Here is a 19,654-nt window from a genome sequence, read left to right on the forward strand (position 1 = left end):
GCAATATATATAGTAGCTGTCGTTTTTCAAAAAAGCAAACATATATTCACAATTGATAAATAATATGATATAATTACGAAGATTTAATGTCGGTTTCTATGCGATTTTGAGATACCGTCATATATTACAGGACAGGAAAAGTTAACGGATGATTTCATATATTCGAGGAGCACTTGAAATAAAGGGTGACAATTATATAGTGATCGAGTGTGGTGGAATAGGGTATCAGCTCATGGTATCCGGAAAGTTTATGGAGAAGCTTCCACCGGTACATTCAGAGATAAAAGTAAGCACATACATGTATATACGCGAGGATGAGATAAGTCTGTTTGGCTTTGAGAACGCAGATGAACTCAATGTGTTCAAGATACTGCTGGGAGTGAGTGGTGTGGGACCAAAGGTAGCCATGTCTCTTCTGTCAACACTCACCGTGAACGAGCTCAGGCTTGCGGTCATATCTGAGGATGTAAAGGCCATATCAAAGGCTAATGGAATCGGGGCAAAGGGCGCTTCGAGGATCATTCTGGAGCTCAAGGATAAGCTGAGTATGGAGGATATGATAGATGCAGCATACAATGATTCGGTTGCTGTGCAGACCGCTGCAGGCGATGTGAGAACAAATGTCATATCGGCTCTCACAGCACTTGGATATTCAGGTGTTGAGGCGGGACGTGCTGTTTCGCGTGTAGATGGTTCAGCGGATATGGATGAGGAGCAGCTTCTTAAGGCGGCACTCAGATTTATGATATAGAATATTGATCAGATAGGTAGAAAAAATGGGCAGAATTATTTCAACAGAAAGCTTGGACATAGAAGAACAGAAAAGTGAATATAATCTCAGACCTCAGTATCTGTCGGAGTATATTGGACAGAAAAAGGTCAAGGATAATCTGCACATATTCATAGAGGCGGCGAAGAAGAGAAATGAGCCACTGGATCATCTGCTTCTGTATGGACCGCCGGGACTTGGTAAGACGACGCTGTCGACCATTGTGGCAAATGAGATGGGGGTAAATATCAAGATCACCTCGGGACCTGCCATAGAAAAGCCCGGTGAGCTTGCCGCGATACTCAACAATCTGTCGGACAACGACATTTTGTTTATCGATGAGATACACAGACTCAGCACACAGGTTGAGGAGGTGCTCTATCCGGCTATGGAGGATTACGCAATAGATGTTGTGATAGGCAAGGGCGCAGGTGCAAGGTCGATCAGACTTGATCTGCCAAGATTTACACTGATAGGTGCAACGACGAGGGTCGGAATGTTGTCGGCTCCCCTAAGGGACAGATTTGGAATGGTGGACAAGCTGGAATTTTATACCCATGACGATCTGAGAGAGATAGTGATGAGGTCAGCGGAGGTTCTTGGAGTTGACATAGACGAGGAGGGTGCACTTGAGATCGCAAGAAGATCAAGAGGTACACCGAGACTTGCGAACAGACTTCTCAAGCGCTGCAGGGATTATGCTGAGGTGTGTCATGACGGCCATATAGATCACGATGTTGCTAAGGCCGCTCTGGACAAGCTTCAGGTCGATTCCATGGGACTGGACGTGAACGATAGAAATATATTAATGACAATGATAGAGAAATTTGCAGGAGGGCCTGTCGGTCTGGATACACTGGCGGCTGCCGTTGGTGAGGATCCGGGCACGATAGAGGATGTGTATGAGCCGTATTTCATAATGAATGGATTCATAAACAGAACTCCCCGGGGAAGAGTTGTCACTGATCTATGTTACAGACATTTTGGACTGGATGCATTTATAAAGGATAAGTAAAGGAGAATGGGATATGGCACAGAAGAATGATATCAAGGTGGTAATCAACAATAAAGTATATACATTGAGTGGCCAGGAGAGCGAGGACTATCTCCAGAATGTGGCGACATATATCAATGGCAAGATAGCAGAATGTCAGTCATCTGAGGCGTACAGGAGATTTAACGCAGAGTATCAGAATGTTTTGCTTGCACTGAATATAGCCGATGACTACTTTAAGGCAAAGGATCAGGTCAATCAGATGCTCACCGAGGATGACGACAAGGATAAGCAGATATATGATCTGAGACATGAGGTTATCGAGGTGCAGATAAAGTATGAGTCTGCACAGAAGATGATAGAGGAATACAAAGAGAAGATAAGTGAACTTCAGAGACAGATCATAAAACTTGAAGCGGAGAAAAATGTTAAATAAGACTGAAATTTTGGCGCCGGCGGGCAACACGGAGGCGGTGAGAGCTGCAGTCAATGCATATGCAGACGCGGTATATCTTGGAGGCAGTATGTTCAGTGCCCGGGCATTTGCCGGTAATTTTGATGAAAAAGAATTGCTTGATACCATAGACTATTGTCACAGATTCGGAGTGAAGGTCTATATGGCGATCAACACACTGCTTAAGAATGAAGAGATACAAAGGCTCCCATCATATGTGGAGCCTTATTACAGGCAGGGCGTGGATGGGATAATTGTACAGGATATGGGAGTTGTCTCCGTTCTGGGCAAGTCGTTTCCAGACCTTCCACTGCATGGAAGTACACAGCTCAGCGTGTCCAGTTCACAGGGTGCTGCGTTTCTGAAAAGCATAGGCATGACCAGATTTGTGCCATCGAGAGAATTGTCATTGTCAGAAATCACAGAGATCAAGAAAAATGTTGATATAGAGGTGGAGACATTTGTCCACGGAGCGATGTGTTACAGCTATTCCGGAAGGTGCCTGATGAGCAGCTTTGCCGGAGGAAGAAGCGGTAACAGGGGAAGGTGTGCCCAGCCGTGCAGAAAGCAATATGCCTCAAATGATGTAAATGAGTATATGCTCAGCCTGAAGGATATGTGCATGTTGAAGAGTCTGAGCAGGCTCATAGATGCGGGAATTGATTCTTTCAAGATAGAGGGAAGAATGAAAAAGCCAGAGTATGTGGCTGCAACCGTGACTGCGTACCGTGAGGTCAGAGATGCTTATCTGGCGGGCGAATCAGTGGAGAAACTGGCAGAGGAGCAGGAGAAGAAGCTTCTCGACATATATAACAGGGGCGGATTCTACTCAGGTTATTATTACACATCCAATGGCAAAAATATGCTTGCGAACAGCAGACCGAACCACACAGGAATTAAGGTTGGGCGTGTGAATGCGGTAGAAAAGCCATATGTGGATATAAAACTTGACGAGAATGTATCCGCAGGCGATGTCCTTGAGATAAGAGGCAGAAATGGTGATGTGGAGCTCACATGCAATGTGGCGGCAAAAGCGGGAAAGAATGTCAGACTTAAGGCGAAGTCATTCAGGAACATTGCAAAGTTCAATGATGTATACCGTACAAGAAACGGTAAGCTTCTGGAAGATATACAGAATAATATAATAAATGCCGACAGGAAGATAGAGCTCGCTGCACATGTCAGTGCGTATGCGGATCAGCCATTAGAGCTTAAGCTTTCAACTGTAGAAGGAAAGTGTTCTGTCTCAGTCGAGGGGCCTGTGTGTACACAGGCACTTAACAAGCCTGTCACAGAGTCACAGATAGTTGACAAGATCAAAAAGACAGGCGGTACAGATTATGTGCTCGGGGATATAGCTGCTGATGTATCTGACAACCTGTTTGTACAGATAAGCGCAGTGAACAACCTGAGGCGGGAGGCGCTTGAACAGCTTGGACTGCAGATCTCACAGAGTTACAGGCGGGATGGCGGTGCAGTAAGAACTGGCCTGCCTGGCGCTGAAAGACCTCTTGAAAATGTGAAAAACAACACTGTTCACGGTGTTACAGTTGGAGTGTCGGACGCTGACCATGTAAATATTGTTAAGAATTATAAATGGGTCAGCAATGTAATAGTAGATTATAATGTCAGAAAATATGCAGATGAATTGAAGCAGGCCGGATTCAGAGTGATCCTTGCTCTGCCTGAGGTATTGCGGCAGAGAGAGCTTGACAGATATTCAGGCCTTTCCGGTGAACTTGGTTCATTTGACGGTGTGATGATCAGAAATTATGATGAGCTGGGAATTCTAAAGAAGTTGGACTATAAGGGACTCGTGATCGCAGATGCCAGTCTCTATGCGTATAATGATAATGCGTTTGATTTCTATAGAGAGAATATGGGTGATGTGTGCTTTATGTGTTCAAACGAGCTCACACTTGATGAGATACATGGTCTTTCATATGATACACTCATAAAGCTCTATGGTCATCAGAAGGTTATGATCACTGCAAACTGTATAGCAGGCAATTACATGAACGGCTGTGCCTCAAGGAAGATGTCCCGGAATGTCCTGACGGATGACAGGGGAAACAGATTCTATGTCAGAAATGACTGTGCGCACTGCTATAACATTATATATAATGGTGTTCCTACAAATATGATAGACAGACTGGCTGAAACCGGTATTTCAGGTAAAGACTGTTATATTGAATTTACAATTGAGGATACTAATAAAGTAAAGGATATAATGGACAGTCTGGAGCTTGCCATGTCAGGGGAAAAAGCAGTATCCATGTCTGTAGATCAGTATACCAGGGGACATTATTACAAAGGAATCGATTAAGATTTTTTGATAAAGGTGGAAACATGATAACAATAGTAACGGAGATAGCGAAGTATTTGATCATATTTTTTATGGTTTTATACACCGTAAAATGCTTTACGGTTTTAAAGCCTGTGCCTGCCGATAAGAAACGGCGGGCGCTTAATGTGCAGATATTTTATGTGTTCATGATACATTTTCTTTGCTATCTGACATTATATCTGCATTATGAGAAGAAGAGCATACTTATATTTTATCTGCTACAGATGATAGTATCCATAACATATATGGTTTCATATCATGCCATTTATAAGGGCTCATCGAGACTTATAACGAACAATATGTCATTCCTTCTTCTCATAGGTTATGTCATGCTGACAAGACTTGATTTTGACCTGGCGAAGAAGCAGTTTATATTTGCCACGATCATGTTGGTGGTGACGGCATTTGTGCCGTTGTTCGTGGTAAAGTTCCCGCAGATAAAGAAATGGAATATATTCTATGCGGTGTTTGGTATAGGCTTCCTGTGCACGGTGTTCATCCCGCATGTGGGAGTTGATAAATATGGTTCAAACAACTGGATAAGCATAGGCGGAATATCGATGCAGCCTATGGAGATCGTCAAGATCATATTCGTATTCTTCCTTGCCAGCTCATTTGAAAAGGCAAAGAACTTTAAGGATATGATGAAAACGATCTGTGTAGCAGGACTTTTCATGCTGGTTCTGGTGGCTGAGACGGATCTCGGTGGTGCGGTGATCTTCTTCATGGTATTTGTCATGATGCTGTACCTTGCCACTGGTAAGCACAGCATACTTATAGGCGGAGGCCTCGGAGGTTCGGTTCTTGCTGTGGTTGGATATATGCTTTTGAAGAATCATTTCAGCCATGTCACCATGAGAATTGATGCATGGCTTAACCCGATCGAATATATAGATGGAAGTGGATATCAGGTTGCACAGAGTCTGTTTGCGATAGGCTCGGGCGGATTCGAGGGAACGGGTCTGTGCCAGGGACTTCCGACATCGATACCGGTCGTGTCCAGTGATTTTATATTTGCTGCGATATGTGAGGAGCTTGGAGTTATATTTGGACTCTGCCTGCTTCTTATGTATCTGAGCTGCTTCATATATTTCATCAATATATCGATGAAGATAAGAGATGCTTTTTATAAGAATGTAGCCTTTGGTTTTACAATATGCTTCATATTCCAGATATTCCTGAACGTTGGCGGTGTTGTGAAGTTCATACCATCTACGGGTGTGACGCTGCCGCTTGTGAGCTATGGAGTGAGTTCGGTTGTCAGCACACTCATTATATTTGGAATAATTCAGGGTATATGTGTATTAGAGAACAGTGGAGTTGATAAAAATGTCAGACAGGAAAGTATCAGCAGGGAAGAGTGGACAGAGACCCCAGTTGCGGTCAGGGGCCAGTCAAACAGCGGTGAAAAACAACGCAAACAGAAAAAGCCAGTCCAGCGCAAAGCAAAGACAGGATACTACAGGAAAGAGACGAACTCAGATGAATTCTGGGGAGAATAGTGACATTCTGGACAAGAAGACAAATGACAAAAAGAATGTGCCTGTTCTGGTTATAACATATTTTGTTGTCATAATCTTTATCTGTATGTTTGCATATATTATCGTGTTTATGGTGAGGGATTCAAGAACATTCATCGCCAATTCATACAATGGGAGACAGTCTCTCTATGCGGAGAAGATAAAGAAGGGAAGCATCATATCCAGCGATGGAAATGTCCTTGCGGAGACATTGACGGATGATGATGGAAATGAGTACAGAAATTATCCATATTCCAATGTGTTCGCACATGTTGTCGGATATGACAGCAACGGACAGGCGGGACTTGAGATGAGCTCCGCGTACTATCTCCTGACATCAAACCAGAACATAATCACGCAGACATACAACAAGCTCAGGAATGAGAAGAGTCTGGGAAACAATGTCATAAGTACACTGAATACCACGCTGCAGAGCACGGCTTACGATGCACTGGGATATAATGACGGCGCTGTTGTGGTTATGGAACCGGATACTGGAAAGATCCTTGCCATGGTTTCTAAGCCAGATTTTGATCCGAACTATATAGACAGTGCGATAGAGGAAGCCCAGGATACCGACAGCTCTTATCTGTTGAATCGTGCAACACAGGGTCTGTATCCACCTGGTTCAACCTTCAAGGTACTCACGGCTCTGGAGTATATTCATGAGAACAGCAATTATCAGAAATATTCGTATGAGTGCGAGGGCGAGGATATATTTGACGGAGTACAGATACACTGCTCAGATTATGCGGTTCATGGAACTGTGGATCTGGCGGACTCACTGGCGAAATCTTGTAACACTTCATTTGCCAATATAGGAATGAAGCTCAACAAGCAGTCGTACAAGGATCTGTGTGAGAAGTTCCTGTTTAACAAGGATCTTCCTTATGACGGATATTACAGAAAATCAGTATTCGAGTTAAATGCAACCTCAGATGATTCGGAGATACCGCAGACAGCCATAGGACAGGGCGACACACTTATAACACCTCTGCACAGTGCCATGATCATGAGCACCATAGCAAACGGAGGAGTCATGATGTCCCCATATCTCATCGACAGGATAGAGACATGCGATGGCAATCTTGTAAAGACATTCAAGCCGAACACCTACGGTAAGATCATATCTGCATCTGACGCAAGACTTCTGAAGGATCTGATGCTTGGCGTAACATCATATGGTACGGCATCGGATGCATTTGCAGATTGCTCATATACCATAGCCGGAAAGACAGGTACTGCGGAGTTCAACGACAACATGGATTCACATTCGTGGTTTGTTGGATTCTCAAATGTTGATGATCCGGATATTGTCGTATGTGTCATAGTTGAGAATGCAAGCTCAACTGGAGCTTCAGCAAAGTATATTGCCAGACAGCTCTTTGACGCATACTATAATTATGTGAAATAATTGCACAAAATGATGCGTATGCCATTAATACGTGATCATATTTACTTTAAAAATAATTTGACATATGATATACTGACTTCAAGTTTTAATTACACACCCGGAAGAAACAGGAGGAATTGCAGTGATAGAAGCAACAAGCTGTGGAGGGGTGGTAATCTTCAGAGGAAAAGTATTGTTGTTGTATAAGAACTACAAGAACAAATACGAAGGATGGGTTCTCCCCAAGGGAACTGTTGAAAAGGGCGAGGAGCACGATGAGACCGCCTTGCGAGAAGTGAAAGAGGAGACAGGTGTAAGCGCATCTATAATCAAATACGTGGGAAAGAGCAATTACACTTTTAACACGGCATTTGATGTGGTAAATAAGGATGTTCATTGGTATCTCATGATGTCTGACAGCTATTACAGCAAGCCACAGAGAGAAGAGTATTTCGTGGATTCCGGTTACTACAAATACCATGAAGCCTACCACCTTCTGAAATTTCCTAACGAGAAGCAGATACTTGAACAGGCATATTCAGAGTATGTTGATCTTAAGAAAAAGAATCTGTGGGGAAACAAGAAGTATTATTAATCAACAAAAGGACTTCTGTATGCAGGTACAGAAGCCTTTTTAGTTTTCTTTTGAGGGTAAGACATGAACAGAAAGAATGCAGACAGATCAAAACAAAAGAAAAAGAGAACAGCAAAGGATATAGTTCTGGACATACTACTGGTCGTTTTTTTACTTATAGCAGTTTGGAGCGGTGCGTATCTTGGAAGGTATTATTATATTGCGAAGAATGCGCAGAATAACTTCAATGATCTTAAAGGAATGCTCGATACCGATGGGGATGATACCGAAAAGGTTACGGTGGAGGTCTCGGATAAAAGTAAGGACAATGGCGAGAAGAAGATACTCAAGAAATTCGAGAAGTTATACGAGAAGAACAGTGATATTGCAGGATGGCTCACGATCGATGGCACGACCATAGATTATCCGGTCATGTACACTCCCGATGACAACGATTATTATCTGCATCTGGACTTCGATAAGAACTGGAGTGATCCGGGTACACCGTTCATAGATACGAACTGCAGGCCGTTTGATGACAGAACGGACAATGTTCTCATATACGGACATAACATGAAGTCGGGAATAATGTTCAGAGAGCTGCTTCAGTATGAGGACGAGAGCTTTTATAAGAAGCATAAGAATATCAAGTTTGACACGTTGTATGAGACCGGAACATACGAGGTCATCGGTGCATTCCGATCGGAGATATATCCTGACGATGACACGGATCACTATCATTATTATGAGTTCTTTAACGCTGCGGATAAGGCGAAATTTGATGAATATATTGATTTTGTCAAGTCAAACACATCATATGACAGCGGTGTTACGGCTGAGTACGGTGATGAACTCATCACACTTTCAACATGCGCTTCACACACTGAGGATGGCAGATTTGTCGTGGTTGCGCGAAGGATAACAGGGGATGATAAGTAGTTGACACTAAATGGGGCATGTGTTAATATAACAAATGTCGCAAGCGCCGGCTTGTCGGAATTGGCAGACGAGGCAGACTCAAAATCTGTTGGTGGCAACATCGTGCGGGTTCAAGTCCCGCAGCCGGCATTATATTGAGCCTGAAACCTGAGTAGAATCAAGGGTTTCAGGCTCTTTTGGTATACGTGGGAATAAGATCTTGAAATGAATGGGCGGTGATATATTATGATGAGTAGAAAAGTAAAACAGCAGGTGAATTCGGCTGTGAATGAGTTGGATATGAATCTGGCGAACAACTACAAGGATCTGGCGCATAAAGCCTTGAAGGAACTTGATGAGCTGGTTACGAAGCTTAATGAGGAGGGGCAGCTCAAGGAAAAGGACTACACCAAACTGAGGGATAAAGTGGATGATTACAAGAGACGTATGGCGGGATATCATCACTGACAGTATGTCATAATGACATAATATCGTCACTGAAAGATTATGACCGGGAGACTGCAGAACAACGGATGTATGTAGCTTCCCGGTCATATTTGTCTGTGTGTATCAGTATTGCTTCATTATCTCTCTGCGAAGCTTCTTGATTATTCTTTTTTCCAGCCTGGATATGTAGGACTGGGATATTCCCAGGAGATCAGCCACCTCCTTCTGAGTCTTTTCTACCCCACCTATGGTGTTTATTCCATACCGCAGTTCTATGATGGTGCGTTCCTTTTCACAGAGCTTTGATATGGCATTGTCGAGGAGATTGTAGTCTACCTCTGTCTCCAGATCACGGTAAACTACGTCCTCATCCGTTCCCAGAATGTCGGACAGAAGCAGTTCGTTGCCGTCCCAGTCAACATTCAGCGGTTCATCGATGGACACCTCTGTTCTGAGCTTGCTGTTGCGACGGAGAAACATGAGTATCTCATTTTCAATACATCTTGATGCGTAGGTGGCAAGCTTTATGTTTTTGTCATTTTTGAAGGTGTTTATGGCCTTGATGAGACCGATCGTGCCTATGGATATCAGATCCTCAATTCCGACACCCGTGTTGTCAAATTTTTTAGCAATGTATACGACAAGTCGCAGATTTCGCTCTATCAGCATTTTCTTTGCGGAATCCGACTGGTTGTTTGTGAGTTCGTTTATGACCACGGCCTCCTCGTGGGGCTCCAGCGGGGCGGGAAGTACCTCGGTTCCTCCAATATAATATATATCTTTGCCGCTTTTCAGGGAGCGCAGTGAAATATTGCTGGCAACAGTAAATTTGAAGTCGTTACCCCTTATTGTGTTTAACATGTCTTTTGCCTCTTTTCATATAATATTTGCTTAAAAGAATACATTTGTCTGTGTGAAGTATATTAAATGTATTTGGGCTGATACCGATCAGTGGTCTGTGTTCCATGTATGAGCTGTCGATGAACATGTAGTCAATGTCCATGGCGAGCATAAGCTGATTTCCGGAGCATATCGTATTGTAGGGAATTATGTGTATTCCAGCCGGAATGTCATCACGGTAATCATATTCATATATGGAAGACGGTTTTTTGATGTAGTCATCGAGCAGTGGAGTCAGTTCCGGTGGAGCCAGTTCGATGGCTACGGCGTATGTAGTCACGGCGACGTTGCGTCCTGTGAGATTGCATCTTAGCGTGTTACCTGTGTCCAGGTAACCGATAGCATTGGTGATCCTTGAATGTCTGCCTAGTAATACATTTGTCAGAAAGTTCAAATAATTCACTTCTTTTCATGTAGTGCAATTGGAATTATATATGTGGGCCGGTAAGAAAATGGTCGTATTACAATAAATGAAGCATCGATATTTCGATTGAATTTTTAATATGTTGATGGAAATGTGGTTAAGTTTTTCAATATACGACTATATATTTGAAAAATGTGTATAAATCTGTGGATAATGTGGAAAAGTGCTAAAACATCCTAAAAAGTGCGAAATAAGCAAACAATTTGCGACATAGAGCGATATTTTGTGCAATATAATGATAAAAAATGAGAAATGTATATGTATGGATGACAAAATAAGCCCTGAACTTAAACTTGCCATGGATGCGGATGGTTACATGCCGTACAGCAGTCTTTATCTTGGATATAACGCATCCGATGATTCGTGGATGCTGATAATCAGACATTCCGGTGACATAGATGATCTTGAGGGAGATATTCTGAATAGCTGCGTTTATCTGCTCGGGGGATATGCCATAGTGAACGTGTATTCCTACAATATAAAAAGGCTTCAGGAGGAGCCGAGGGTACTTTATATCGATAAAGCGCAATATTACAGTTATGGTGCGGGTGTCGCCTATGACAGATACATATCCTGCATAACGGAAAATTTCATGTCGAAGTATGGGCTCACAGGCGAAGGCGTATGTATCGGAATTATAGATAGCGGCGTGAATATCCTCAACCGGGAATTTGCAGATGACGCCGGCTCCAGGATAGTCATGTATTGGAACCAGAATACAGATTATGAAAGGACTTACCCAAACCGCTATGGCCTTGGACGGATATATGATCAAAGTGAGATCGGGCAAATGTATGAGGACAGGCGGCTGCCCGGTGTCATGGGAGAGCAGCACGGCACGGAGGTTGCATCTGTGGCCGCCGGGAGCAATATAGGAGTGGCGGGAAAAGCCCGGATCATTGTCGTTGAACAGTCGCTTGAACGCGCGCTGCCGGACACGATAGGTATAATGATGGGGATAGATCTACTTGTGAGATACAGCATGGAGACTGGAACTCCGGTAGTGATAAATCTTTCATATGGAAATAACTTTGGAGCCCATGATGGTACGTCGACACTTGAGCTGTTTGTTAATTCTGTGGCCCAGATGGCTAAGGTGTGTGTTGTCACGGGTTCAGGAAATGACGGTGGAAGACAACTGCATACCAGCGGTATGCTTGGAAATGTAAGCTATGCGAGTATTGACATTGCGGTGGCGGCCGGTGTGAAAAACTTTGGCCTGCAGATATGGAAAAACTATATCGACAGCTTCGATGTGCTCGTCTATTCGCCGTCCTACGACCTTGTGGCGTATCTCACGGAGGGACAGATAGTATCCGGGGCGTATTATGGGAGTACGGAGTTGCTTGGGATATTCCAGGGACCTTCACCTTACAATGTCAAGCAGCTCATATATGTATTTTTCCAGTCTGAGACCGGGGATATAGAGCAGGGGATATGGCATGTGAGGATTGCACCGAAGAGCATTGCAAATGGGATATTCAATGCGTATCTACCCGGTGACAGTTATGTGACGGGGCAGGTTGCATTTGAGAATCCTTCGGTGTATGGAACCCTCACGATCCCGGGTACGGCATCAAATATAATAACGGTGGCTGCCTATGATCAGGTAAATGCATCCATAACGGGATTTTCAGGCAGGGGTTTTACGTCGGATAATGCCATAAAACCGGATATTGCAGCTCCGGGTGTCGGAGTGACTGTCAGCTATGGTGAGTATGGATACGGAAATGCCGATGGCACATCGCTGGCGGCGGCATTTGTGTCTGGCTGTGCGGCACTTATCATGGAATGGGGGATAGTCCTGGGGAACGATCCATTTATGTACGGAGAGAGGGTTAAGGCTCAGCTTATAAGGGGAGCAAAGCCTCTCGGTTCACTGGGCAGTTACCCGAACAGATATACAGGCTGGGGGACCGTGTGTATGGAAAACAGCTTCAAAGGATTAATTGCATGAAAGATTTGCAAAAAGATGTGGTTTTATGTCAAGTAATTGTGTATAATTTGATTCATACGTGCTTTTTGCAAGTATAAAAGAAAAAAACGGGGTATTTCACACATGGTAGGATTTTATAATTATACAGTTATTTTGACATATATGAGCCTGGTGTCATCTATCACAGGCATGTTCTTTACATTTACCGGACACCTTAGCATAGGAATATTGTGTCTTGCACTTTCCGGTCTGTTTGATGCATTTGACGGAAAAGTCGCAAGGAGCAAGAAGGATAGGACTATGGATGAGAAGAGATTTGGTATCCAGATAGATTCTCTCTGTGACCTGGTGAGTTTTGGAGTTTTTCCTGTTGTATTGTGCTGGTATTCAGGAATGAACACGCCGTTTGGAATGGTTATTCTTGCACTGTACTGTCTGGCTGGAATGATAAGACTTGCATACTATAACGTGCTCGAGGAGAAGAAGAACAATGACGATGATGATGCTGAGGTCATAGAGCAGCCAGATGGAAGAAAGTATTTCCATGGAATGCCGATCACCGCAATATCGGTGGGGCTTCCTATAATATACGTTACGTCACCTTTACTTGGATCCTCTTTCCCAATTCTGCTTCATGGAATCATGATACTTGCAATGATACTTTTCATAACAGATTTCAGATACCCTAAGCCAACCACAAAGGAACTTATGGTGATAATTGTCATTGTGGCAGTTGCCGTAGTTTGGCTTATGATAAGATACATGGTCAGACGTCATATCATAACTATTCCTTATTTTATATCCCTTCTATTATAAGTTATAAGTGTATAGGAGCTATGAAAAATAAAAGATATAGAAGTAATTTGGCTAAACCGGATATACAGAAGCGATGAAGGATGATGTATAAGATATGATAAAGAACAAATATGCAATATACAAAAGATCAAAACATAATGAGTGTGTATCGACACAGGACAGAGTCCTGCGCCTGTTATATGGCAACAGAGCGGGTCGTATGGTGCTGGGATGGCTGATCAGACCAGAGGTGTCAAAGCTTGTGGGAAGATTCATGGACACTGGATTATCCAGAATCATGATCAACCCATTCATTAAGAAAAATGATATTGATATATCTGTGTGTCAGAAGAATGAGTTTGACTCATATAACGATTTCTTCAAGAGAAAGCTGGTGCCGGGAGCAAGGGCCATAGATATGACCGATGAAGGTTTTGTGAGTCCATGTGACAGCAGGCTTACGGTATATGATATAGAAGACACAGAACGACAGACTTTCAATATAAAGGATTCAGAGTACACGGTGGCATCCCTCCTCAGGGACAAAAAGCTTGCGAGACACTACAGAGGTGGAAAATTGTGGCTGTTCAGACTGTGTGTCGATGATTATCACAGATACATATATAACGTGTCTGGAAAGCAGTCTGATGTCAGACGTATAGAAGGCTTATATCACACAGTTAACCCTATAGCCAGTGAATATTACGACATTTACAAAGAAAATACCAGAGAGTATTGTCTTATAAGGACGCAGGATGCGGGAACCATCATTGATATGGAGGTTGGAGCACTTCTGGTTGGTCGTATAGTTAACAGGTATGTGGCTTCCACGGATGTCAGAAGAGGAGAGGAAAAGGGCTATTTTGAGTTTGGTGGCTCAACAATCATTCTTCTCATCCAGAAGGACAAAGTCGCTCCTTTAGACAGAATAGTTGAGAATTCTAGAAAAGATATTGAGACCAGAGTTAGACAGGGCGAGCTGGTTGGATATGTACGTTAAGAGCAATATTATATATTCCATATAAAACAGGAACAGCGTATAGCTTGCTATGGAGCTATACGCTGTTCCTGTTTTGTTGTTTATCCAGTCTGTGTCAGAACTTATATTCTATATTATTCATTTGTAGAATTCACATGCCTCTTGATGGCCTCAAAAGTCTCCTGGCTTATAACATGTTCGATCTTGCAGGCATCCTCGGCTGCGGTCTCTTTTGCAACGCCGAGACTTGTGAACCATGAAGACAGAAGCTGGTGCCTCTCATATATCATCTCTGCAATTTTTTTACCAGCTGCTGTGAGAGTTATGTATCCTGAATCGCTTACTTCTATATAACACATCTCCCTGAGATTCTTCATAGCAACGCTTACACTTGATTTCTTATAGCCAGTCTCGTTGGCAACATCAACGCTTCGGACGACCGGAAGCTTCTGGCTGAGAACGAGAATGGTTTCAAGATAATTCTCTACTGATTCATTCGTGGTCAACATTATTATATATCCCCCTTATATTTAACATTATAAATGTATCTGTATCAATGTAGCAATTATAAATAATATATCATAAATGAATTTTTTATTCAATTTGATAATTGAAATACGAATTTCGACAAATAGGCACTTTTTATCAATAAAAGAGCCGTGTTTTGTTCAATTAGTCCAAAATGATTAATATTATTGACATCTAATTAATGTTAGTATATACTAACCACGATATGAAAATCAGTGGTTTAAGTTGCTAGTTAAGGAGGTGCAATTATGCCATTAACATTTGCAAAACCGGGAGAAGCCAATGTGATCAAAAAGGTTGGCGGGAGAGAGAAAACACGATTGTTTCTTGAAAAGCTGGGCTTTGTTGAAGGCAGTGTTGTAACTGTCGTGGCAGAGAATGCAGGAAATCTTATAGTTAATATCAAAGATTCCCGTGTTGCCATTGATAAAGATATGGCCAGCAAGATACTTGTATAGGTACGATTACATGTATCTGACTGACGACAAAAGTATGTAAAAGGAGTAAGATCATGAGCACATTAAAAGATGTCAAGATTGGCAGTACTGTCACTGTCAAGAAGATTGCAGGCGAGGGTCCTGTAAAGAGACGTATCATGGACATGGGCATCACAAAGGGTGTACAGGTTTATGTTCGTAAGGTTGCCCCTCTCGGTGATCCTGTAGAGGTTACTGTAAGAGGCTATGAGTTATCAATACGTAAAGCTGATGCTGAGATCATAGAGGTAGAGTAACAGCTTATTTTTTTGTTCATACGTTAGTATATGCTAACATATGATAGAAAAGGCTAATATGAAGTACGCAGACGCCGTGCGTAAGCACCTTTAAATGCGTTTGCACAATACAATAGGAAAGAGGGTAAACAATGTCAGTAAAGATTGCACTTGCAGGAAATCCTAACTGCGGTAAAACAACATTATTCAATGCTTTAACTGGCGCTAACCAGTACGTAGGTAACTGGCCAGGTGTTACAGTTGAGAAGAAAGAGGGTAAGCTTAAGGGTAACAAGGATGTTATCATAACCGACCTTCCTGGTATCTATTCACTTTCTCCATACACTCTTGAGGAAGTTGTTGCCAGAAATTATCTTATTCAAGAATATCCTGATGCCATTATCAACATTATCGATGGTACTAACATAGAGAGAAACCTTTATCTCTCAACACAGCTTATTGAGCTCGGAATCCCTGTTGTCATGGCTGTTAACATGATGGATCTTGTAAAGAAGAACGGCGACTCCATCAACATCAAGAACCTGAAGGAAGCTCTTGGATGTGAGGTCGTTGAGATCTCAGCTCTTAAGGGTACCGGTATTGACGAGGTTAAAGAGAAGGCTATCGCAGCAGCAAAGTCCAAGACAGCAAATGAAAGAGTTCACAACTTTGATGAGGCTGTTGAGGCTGCAATCGAGAGCGTAAGCACTAAGCTTGACATGGAGGAGAACAGAAAGAGATTCTTCGCAATCAAGCTCATCGAGAAGGATAGCAAGATCATAGAGCAGATGAAGAATGCTCCAGATTGCTCAGCAGAGATCAAGAAGCTTGAGGATGACTTCGATGATGACACAGAGAGTATTATCACAAGTGAGAGATATTCATACATTTCATCAATCATTGACAAGTGTGTAAAGAAGGCTGCAAAGGGACAGAAGCTTACAATATCAGATAAGATCGACCGTGTTGTAACAAACCGTATCCTTGCACTTCCTATATTCGTTCTCATCATGTGGCTCGTATATTATATAGCAATGTCAACAGTAGGTGCATGGTGCACAGACTGGACAAATGATAACCTGTTCGGCGATGGTTTCCATCTCTTCGGCATCGGAAGCTCAGCTTATGAAGATGCATCAGGTGACTATGATGCAGCAACAACAGCACTCGATGCATACGGCGTACTCGTAACAGATGACGAGGATGCTGTTGATGTAGATGCCACAAAGGCAGCTATCGAGGCAAACACAAACACAGAGGCAAGCGTTAAGTATGAGATGGAAGATGAGGAGACACTCGATACATACGATATCGATGTATACTACTCAGAGGTTCCAGCAAATGCTGACGAAGAGACAACAAACGCAATGTCATATCTTGATGCAGTTGATTACTTCAACGAGACACAGATGGCAGAGATTGATCCTGCTGATTATGGCGTATTTGTTCCTTCAATCCCAGATCTCATCTCTGCAGGACTTGACAAGATTGGATGTGCAGACTGGTTACATGGACTTATCATCGATGGTATTGTAGCCGGTGTTGGTGCTGTACTTGGTTTCGTACCTCAGATGCTCGTACTGTTCATCTTACTTGCAATCCTTGAGTACTGTGGATATATGGCACGTATCGCCTTCATCATGGACCGTATCTTCAGAAAGTTCGGTCTCTCAGGAAAGTCATTCATACCTATCCTTGTAGGTACAGGTTGTGGTGTGCCAGGTATCATGGCTTCACGTACAATTGAGAATGAGAAAGACCGTCGTATGACAGTCATGACAACAACATTTATACCATGTGGTGCTAAGGTTCCATTTATCGCCATGATCGCCGGTGCTATATTTGGTGGTTCATCAATAGTTGCAACAAGTGCTTACTTTATTGGTATTGCAGCAATTATATGTTCTGGTATAATACTTAAAAAGACAAAGATGTTCGCCGGAGATCCATCACCATTCGTTATGGAGCTTCCACCATACCATATCCCAACAGTTGGTTCTGTACTCAGAAGTATGTGGGAGCGTGGCTGGTCATTCATCAAGAAGGCTGGTACAATAATCACACTTTCAACAATCGCTGTATGGTTCACAACATACTTTGGATTTGTTGATGGTTCATTCCAGATGCTTGATGAGAGCCAGATCGATTACAGTATCCTTGCAAAGATCGGTAATGCGATCGCTTGGATCTTTGTTCCACAGGGATGGGGTAACTGGCAGGCAACTGTAGCATCTATCACAGGTCTTGTTGCAAAGGAGAACATCGTTGGTACAATGGGTATCCTCTACGGTGGTGGAGATGGTACAGTTTACCAGGCACTTGCAGGCGCATTCACAACAGCAAGCGGATTCTCATTCCTTGTATTCAACCTTCTCTGCGCACCATGTTTCGCAGCTATGGGTGCTATCAAGAGAGAGATGAACAGTGCTAAGTGGTTCTGGTTCGCAATCGGATATCAGTGTGGATTTGCTTACCTTGTAGCACTTGTTGTATACAGAATCGCAGGTCTATTCACAGGAGCTTGTACATTCGGTGTATGGTCAGTAGTAGCAATTGCACTTGTTGTTCTGTTCTTCTTCATGCTGTTCCGTCCGGATCCAAACAAGAAGGTAAAGACAAGCAAGGAGTTCCTCAACGCTTAACTTTTCATAAGGAGGGACCCACGTAAGTGGGAGGAATCCTTATGAAGCACGCAGACGCCGCGCGTAAGCGCATTTAAATGCGTCTGCTCCATATAATATAAAAGGAGTGGTGACTTATGTCAGAGTATCTTGGTACAATCATTGTGGCGGCCATAATCGTTCTGATGGTGTTCTTCATTGTCAGAGGTATGGTAAAGGATAGAAAAAAGGGCAAACACATATGTGGTGGCGACTGTTCGAACTGTCATGGCGGATGTAGTCACAAGCTCTAATTAAATAACAGTTGTAGTTTTAAATAGAATGTGCGTCGTAAAAAATTACGGCGCACATTTGTTTACAATGTGCTTGCAATAAGGAAGAATTTACTATATTATAAAAACATGTTGGTACACGACTGGCGGAGACAGCCGATGGCTGGTAGGAATTACCTACAGGGAGTGTACTGTTAAGACAAGCCGACCGCCTGGGCAAGCAAATATATCAAGACATGTATTTGTGTGCGCAGGTGGCTGGCTTTCTTTTTTAGGATGCTTTGCAGCATAACATCAGCTCACAGGTACGAGAAAAGACATGGAGGTACAACAGAAAATGGAAATGTTATCACTTGAGAAGGAACTTAGTGAAAATGCATATCCAGGACGCGGAATCGTTATCGGTGTGTCCGAGGATGGTAAGAAGGCAGTGACAGCTTATTTCATCATGGGAAGAAGCTCAAACAGCCGTAACAGAGTATTTGTGACAGAGGGCGAAGGAATCAGAACAGAGGCGTTTGATCCATCAAAGCTTGAGGATCCAAGCCTTATCATCTATGCACCTGTAAGAGTTCTTGGCAACAAGACTATAGTTACAAATGGCGATCAGACAGACACTATATATGACGGACTTGACGATGAGCTCACATTTGAGCAGTCACTCAGAAGCAGACAGTTTGAGCCTGACGGCCCTAACTACACACCTAGAATCTCAGGTGTCATGCACATAAAGAATGGCGTGTTCGACTATTCAATGTCCATACTTAAGAGCAACAACGGCAACCCTGCTGCAAATAACAGATACACATTCTCATACGAGAACCCTGTAGCCGGTGAGGGACATTTCATTCACACATATATGCATGATGGCAATCCGCTCCCAAGCTTTGAGGGTGAGCCAAAGTGGGTTAAGATATCCGGTGATATCGATGAGTTCACAGACAAGGTATGGAACAGCCTCAATGAGGACAACAAGGTGTCACTGTTCGTCAGATATATTGACATCGCAACAGGTGAGTATGAGACAAAGATCGTGAACAAGAATAAGTAATTAAAGAATAAAGGAGATAT

Annotated in this window: 20 protein-coding genes, 1 tRNA gene and 1 riboswitch; of the genes, 18 read left to right on the plus strand and 3 right to left on the minus strand. The window is 42.9% G+C overall.

The genetic code is table 11. The features are described from left to right. Positions 1-148: 148 nt before the first annotated feature. From ruvA to OCV54_RS03050, 10 genes are all read left to right on the plus strand, one after another. On the plus strand, positions 149-751 hold the full coding sequence (gene ruvA / locus OCV54_RS03005) for a Holliday junction branch migration protein RuvA (protein WP_022216514.1): 603 nt from the start codon (positions 149-151) through the stop codon (positions 749-751). Positions 752-776: 25 nt separating this feature from the next. Further along, on the plus strand, positions 777-1,784 hold the full coding sequence (gene ruvB / locus OCV54_RS03010) for a Holliday junction branch migration DNA helicase RuvB (protein WP_022216513.1): 1,008 nt from the start codon (positions 777-779) through the stop codon (positions 1,782-1,784). Between the two features lie 13 nt (positions 1,785-1,797). Next, the gene (locus OCV54_RS03015; RefSeq protein ID WP_015534892.1) at positions 1,798-2,199 is read left to right on the plus strand and encodes a cell division protein ZapA; all 402 of its coding nucleotides are present in this window, start codon (positions 1,798-1,800) and stop codon (positions 2,197-2,199) included. Next, positions 2,189-4,543: a peptidase U32 family protein gene (locus OCV54_RS03020; RefSeq protein ID WP_055222598.1), complete on the plus strand. Its 2,355-nt coding sequence runs from the start codon at positions 2,189-2,191 to the stop codon at positions 4,541-4,543. The genes OCV54_RS03015 and OCV54_RS03020 overlap by 11 nt, the downstream gene beginning before the upstream one ends. Before the next feature lie 23 nt (positions 4,544-4,566). Continuing rightward, positions 4,567-6,066 (plus strand): FtsW/RodA/SpoVE family cell cycle protein, encoded by a 1,500-nt coding sequence (locus OCV54_RS03025; RefSeq protein ID WP_055222600.1) that lies wholly within the window; start codon positions 4,567-4,569, stop codon positions 6,064-6,066. Continuing rightward, positions 6,047-7,498 carry a peptidoglycan D,D-transpeptidase FtsI family protein gene (locus OCV54_RS03030; RefSeq protein ID WP_082431237.1) on the plus strand — a complete coding sequence of 484 codons (1,452 nt, stop codon included), beginning with the start codon at positions 6,047-6,049 and terminating at the stop codon, positions 7,496-7,498. Before OCV54_RS03025 ends, OCV54_RS03030 begins: the two co-directional genes overlap by 20 nt. A gap of 121 nt (positions 7,499-7,619) precedes the next feature. Continuing rightward, complete coding sequence (locus OCV54_RS03035) at positions 7,620-8,072, plus strand: NUDIX hydrolase (RefSeq protein ID WP_022216509.1); 453 nt, start codon at positions 7,620-7,622, stop codon at positions 8,070-8,072. A gap of 63 nt (positions 8,073-8,135) precedes the next feature. Further along, entirely contained in the window at positions 8,136-8,990 is an 855-nt protein-coding gene (locus OCV54_RS03040) for a class B sortase (protein ID WP_055222602.1), read from the plus strand. Between the two features lie 45 nt (positions 8,991-9,035). Then, positions 9,036-9,119: transfer RNA gene (locus OCV54_RS03045), tRNA-Leu, on the plus strand. A 96-nt stretch (positions 9,120-9,215) separates the two neighbouring features. Then, the gene (locus OCV54_RS03050) at positions 9,216-9,437 is read left to right on the plus strand and encodes a hypothetical protein (protein ID WP_015534896.1); all 222 of its coding nucleotides are present in this window, start codon (positions 9,216-9,218) and stop codon (positions 9,435-9,437) included. 102 nt (positions 9,438-9,539) lie between these two features. Here the strand turns inward: OCV54_RS03050 and sigE are convergent, their stop codons facing one another. Then, positions 9,540-10,277 (minus strand): RNA polymerase sporulation sigma factor SigE, encoded by a 738-nt coding sequence (sigE, locus tag OCV54_RS03055; protein WP_015534897.1) that lies wholly within the window; start codon positions 10,275-10,277, stop codon positions 9,540-9,542. Next, complete coding sequence (locus OCV54_RS03060) at positions 10,255-10,719, minus strand: sigma-E processing peptidase SpoIIGA (protein WP_082418048.1); 465 nt, start codon at positions 10,717-10,719, stop codon at positions 10,255-10,257. The genes sigE and OCV54_RS03060 overlap by 23 nt, the downstream gene beginning before the upstream one ends. Positions 10,720-11,002: 283 nt before the next feature. Here OCV54_RS03060 and OCV54_RS03065 point away from each other — a divergent pair, with 283 nt between their 5' ends. From OCV54_RS03065 to OCV54_RS03075, 3 genes are all read left to right on the plus strand, one after another. Next, a complete protein-coding gene (locus tag OCV54_RS03065; protein ID WP_055222604.1) occupies positions 11,003-12,697 on the plus strand; it encodes a S8 family peptidase in 1,695 nt (564 codons plus the stop codon). Between the two features lie 102 nt (positions 12,698-12,799). Next, a complete protein-coding gene (locus OCV54_RS03070; RefSeq protein WP_055222607.1) occupies positions 12,800-13,492 on the plus strand; it encodes a CDP-alcohol phosphatidyltransferase family protein in 693 nt (230 codons plus the stop codon). Positions 13,493-13,586: 94 nt separating this feature from the next. Then, positions 13,587-14,471 (plus strand): phosphatidylserine decarboxylase, encoded by an 885-nt coding sequence (locus OCV54_RS03075; RefSeq protein WP_022216505.1) that lies wholly within the window; start codon positions 13,587-13,589, stop codon positions 14,469-14,471. 113 nt (positions 14,472-14,584) lie between these two features. Here OCV54_RS03075 and OCV54_RS03080 read toward each other — a convergent pair whose 3' ends face one another. Beyond that, positions 14,585-14,959 (minus strand): metal-dependent transcriptional regulator, encoded by a 375-nt coding sequence (locus OCV54_RS03080; protein WP_022216504.1) that lies wholly within the window; start codon positions 14,957-14,959, stop codon positions 14,585-14,587. 267 nt (positions 14,960-15,226) lie between these two features. On the opposite strand from OCV54_RS03080, the gene OCV54_RS03085 reads away from it, so the two are divergent. From OCV54_RS03085 to OCV54_RS03105, 5 genes are all read left to right on the plus strand, one after another. Next, complete coding sequence (locus tag OCV54_RS03085) at positions 15,227-15,436, plus strand: FeoA family protein (RefSeq protein ID WP_004851067.1); 210 nt, start codon at positions 15,227-15,229, stop codon at positions 15,434-15,436. A gap of 53 nt (positions 15,437-15,489) precedes the next feature. Beyond that, a complete protein-coding gene (locus tag OCV54_RS03090) occupies positions 15,490-15,711 on the plus strand; it encodes a FeoA family protein (RefSeq protein WP_055222609.1) in 222 nt (73 codons plus the stop codon). Between the two features lie 131 nt (positions 15,712-15,842). Then, complete coding sequence (feoB, locus tag OCV54_RS03095) at positions 15,843-18,332, plus strand: ferrous iron transporter B (protein WP_022216502.1); 2,490 nt, start codon at positions 15,843-15,845, stop codon at positions 18,330-18,332. A 116-nt stretch (positions 18,333-18,448) separates the two neighbouring features. Continuing rightward, entirely contained in the window at positions 18,449-18,604 is a 156-nt protein-coding gene (locus OCV54_RS03100; protein WP_022216501.1) for a FeoB-associated Cys-rich membrane protein, read from the plus strand. A gap of 108 nt (positions 18,605-18,712) precedes the next feature. Then, a riboswitch (ZMP/ZTP riboswitch) is annotated at positions 18,713-18,808 on the plus strand. Between the two features lie 112 nt (positions 18,809-18,920). Further along, entirely contained in the window at positions 18,921-19,634 is a 714-nt protein-coding gene (locus tag OCV54_RS03105) for an IMP cyclohydrolase (RefSeq protein ID WP_022216500.1), read from the plus strand. Positions 19,635-19,654 lie beyond the last annotated feature (20 nt).

The organism is Coprococcus aceti (genome assembly GCF_025567285.1).
Taxonomy (GTDB): domain Bacteria; phylum Bacillota; class Clostridia; order Lachnospirales; family Lachnospiraceae; genus Coprococcus; species Coprococcus aceti.

Excerpts from the sequence above, each read along its gene's own strand:
- OCV54_RS03015 (WP_015534892.1), top strand. The coding sequence starts at position 1,798 with ATGGCACAGAAGAATGATATCAAGGTGGTAATCAACAATAAAGTATAT.
- OCV54_RS03040 (WP_055222602.1), top strand. The coding sequence starts at position 8,136 with ATGAACAGAAAGAATGCAGACAGATCAAAACAAAAGAAAAAGAGAACA.
- OCV54_RS03105 (WP_022216500.1), top strand. The coding sequence starts at position 18,921 with ATGGAAATGTTATCACTTGAGAAGGAACTTAGTGAAAATGCATATCCA.
- OCV54_RS03090 (WP_055222609.1), top strand. The coding sequence starts at position 15,490 with ATGAGCACATTAAAAGATGTCAAGATTGGCAGTACTGTCACTGTCAAG.
- OCV54_RS03075 (WP_022216505.1), top strand. The coding sequence starts at position 13,587 with ATGATAAAGAACAAATATGCAATATACAAAAGATCAAAACATAATGAG.
- OCV54_RS03020 (WP_055222598.1), top strand. The coding sequence starts at position 2,189 with ATGTTAAATAAGACTGAAATTTTGGCGCCGGCGGGCAACACGGAGGCG.
- OCV54_RS03100 (WP_022216501.1), top strand. The coding sequence starts at position 18,449 with ATGTCAGAGTATCTTGGTACAATCATTGTGGCGGCCATAATCGTTCTG.
- feoB (WP_022216502.1), top strand. The coding sequence starts at position 15,843 with ATGTCAGTAAAGATTGCACTTGCAGGAAATCCTAACTGCGGTAAAACA.
- OCV54_RS03030 (WP_082431237.1), top strand. The coding sequence starts at position 6,047 with ATGAATTCTGGGGAGAATAGTGACATTCTGGACAAGAAGACAAATGAC.
- sigE (WP_015534897.1), bottom strand. The coding sequence starts at position 10,277 with ATGTTAAACACAATAAGGGGTAACGACTTCAAATTTACTGTTGCCAGC.
- ruvA (WP_022216514.1), top strand. The coding sequence starts at position 149 with ATGATTTCATATATTCGAGGAGCACTTGAAATAAAGGGTGACAATTAT.
- OCV54_RS03050 (WP_015534896.1), top strand. The coding sequence starts at position 9,216 with ATGATGAGTAGAAAAGTAAAACAGCAGGTGAATTCGGCTGTGAATGAG.
- OCV54_RS03025 (WP_055222600.1), top strand. The coding sequence starts at position 4,567 with ATGATAACAATAGTAACGGAGATAGCGAAGTATTTGATCATATTTTTT.
- ruvB (WP_022216513.1), top strand. The coding sequence starts at position 777 with ATGGGCAGAATTATTTCAACAGAAAGCTTGGACATAGAAGAACAGAAA.
- OCV54_RS03065 (WP_055222604.1), top strand. The coding sequence starts at position 11,003 with ATGGATGACAAAATAAGCCCTGAACTTAAACTTGCCATGGATGCGGAT.
- OCV54_RS03070 (WP_055222607.1), top strand. The coding sequence starts at position 12,800 with ATGGTAGGATTTTATAATTATACAGTTATTTTGACATATATGAGCCTG.
- OCV54_RS03085 (WP_004851067.1), top strand. The coding sequence starts at position 15,227 with ATGCCATTAACATTTGCAAAACCGGGAGAAGCCAATGTGATCAAAAAG.
- OCV54_RS03080 (WP_022216504.1), bottom strand. The coding sequence starts at position 14,959 with ATGTTGACCACGAATGAATCAGTAGAGAATTATCTTGAAACCATTCTC.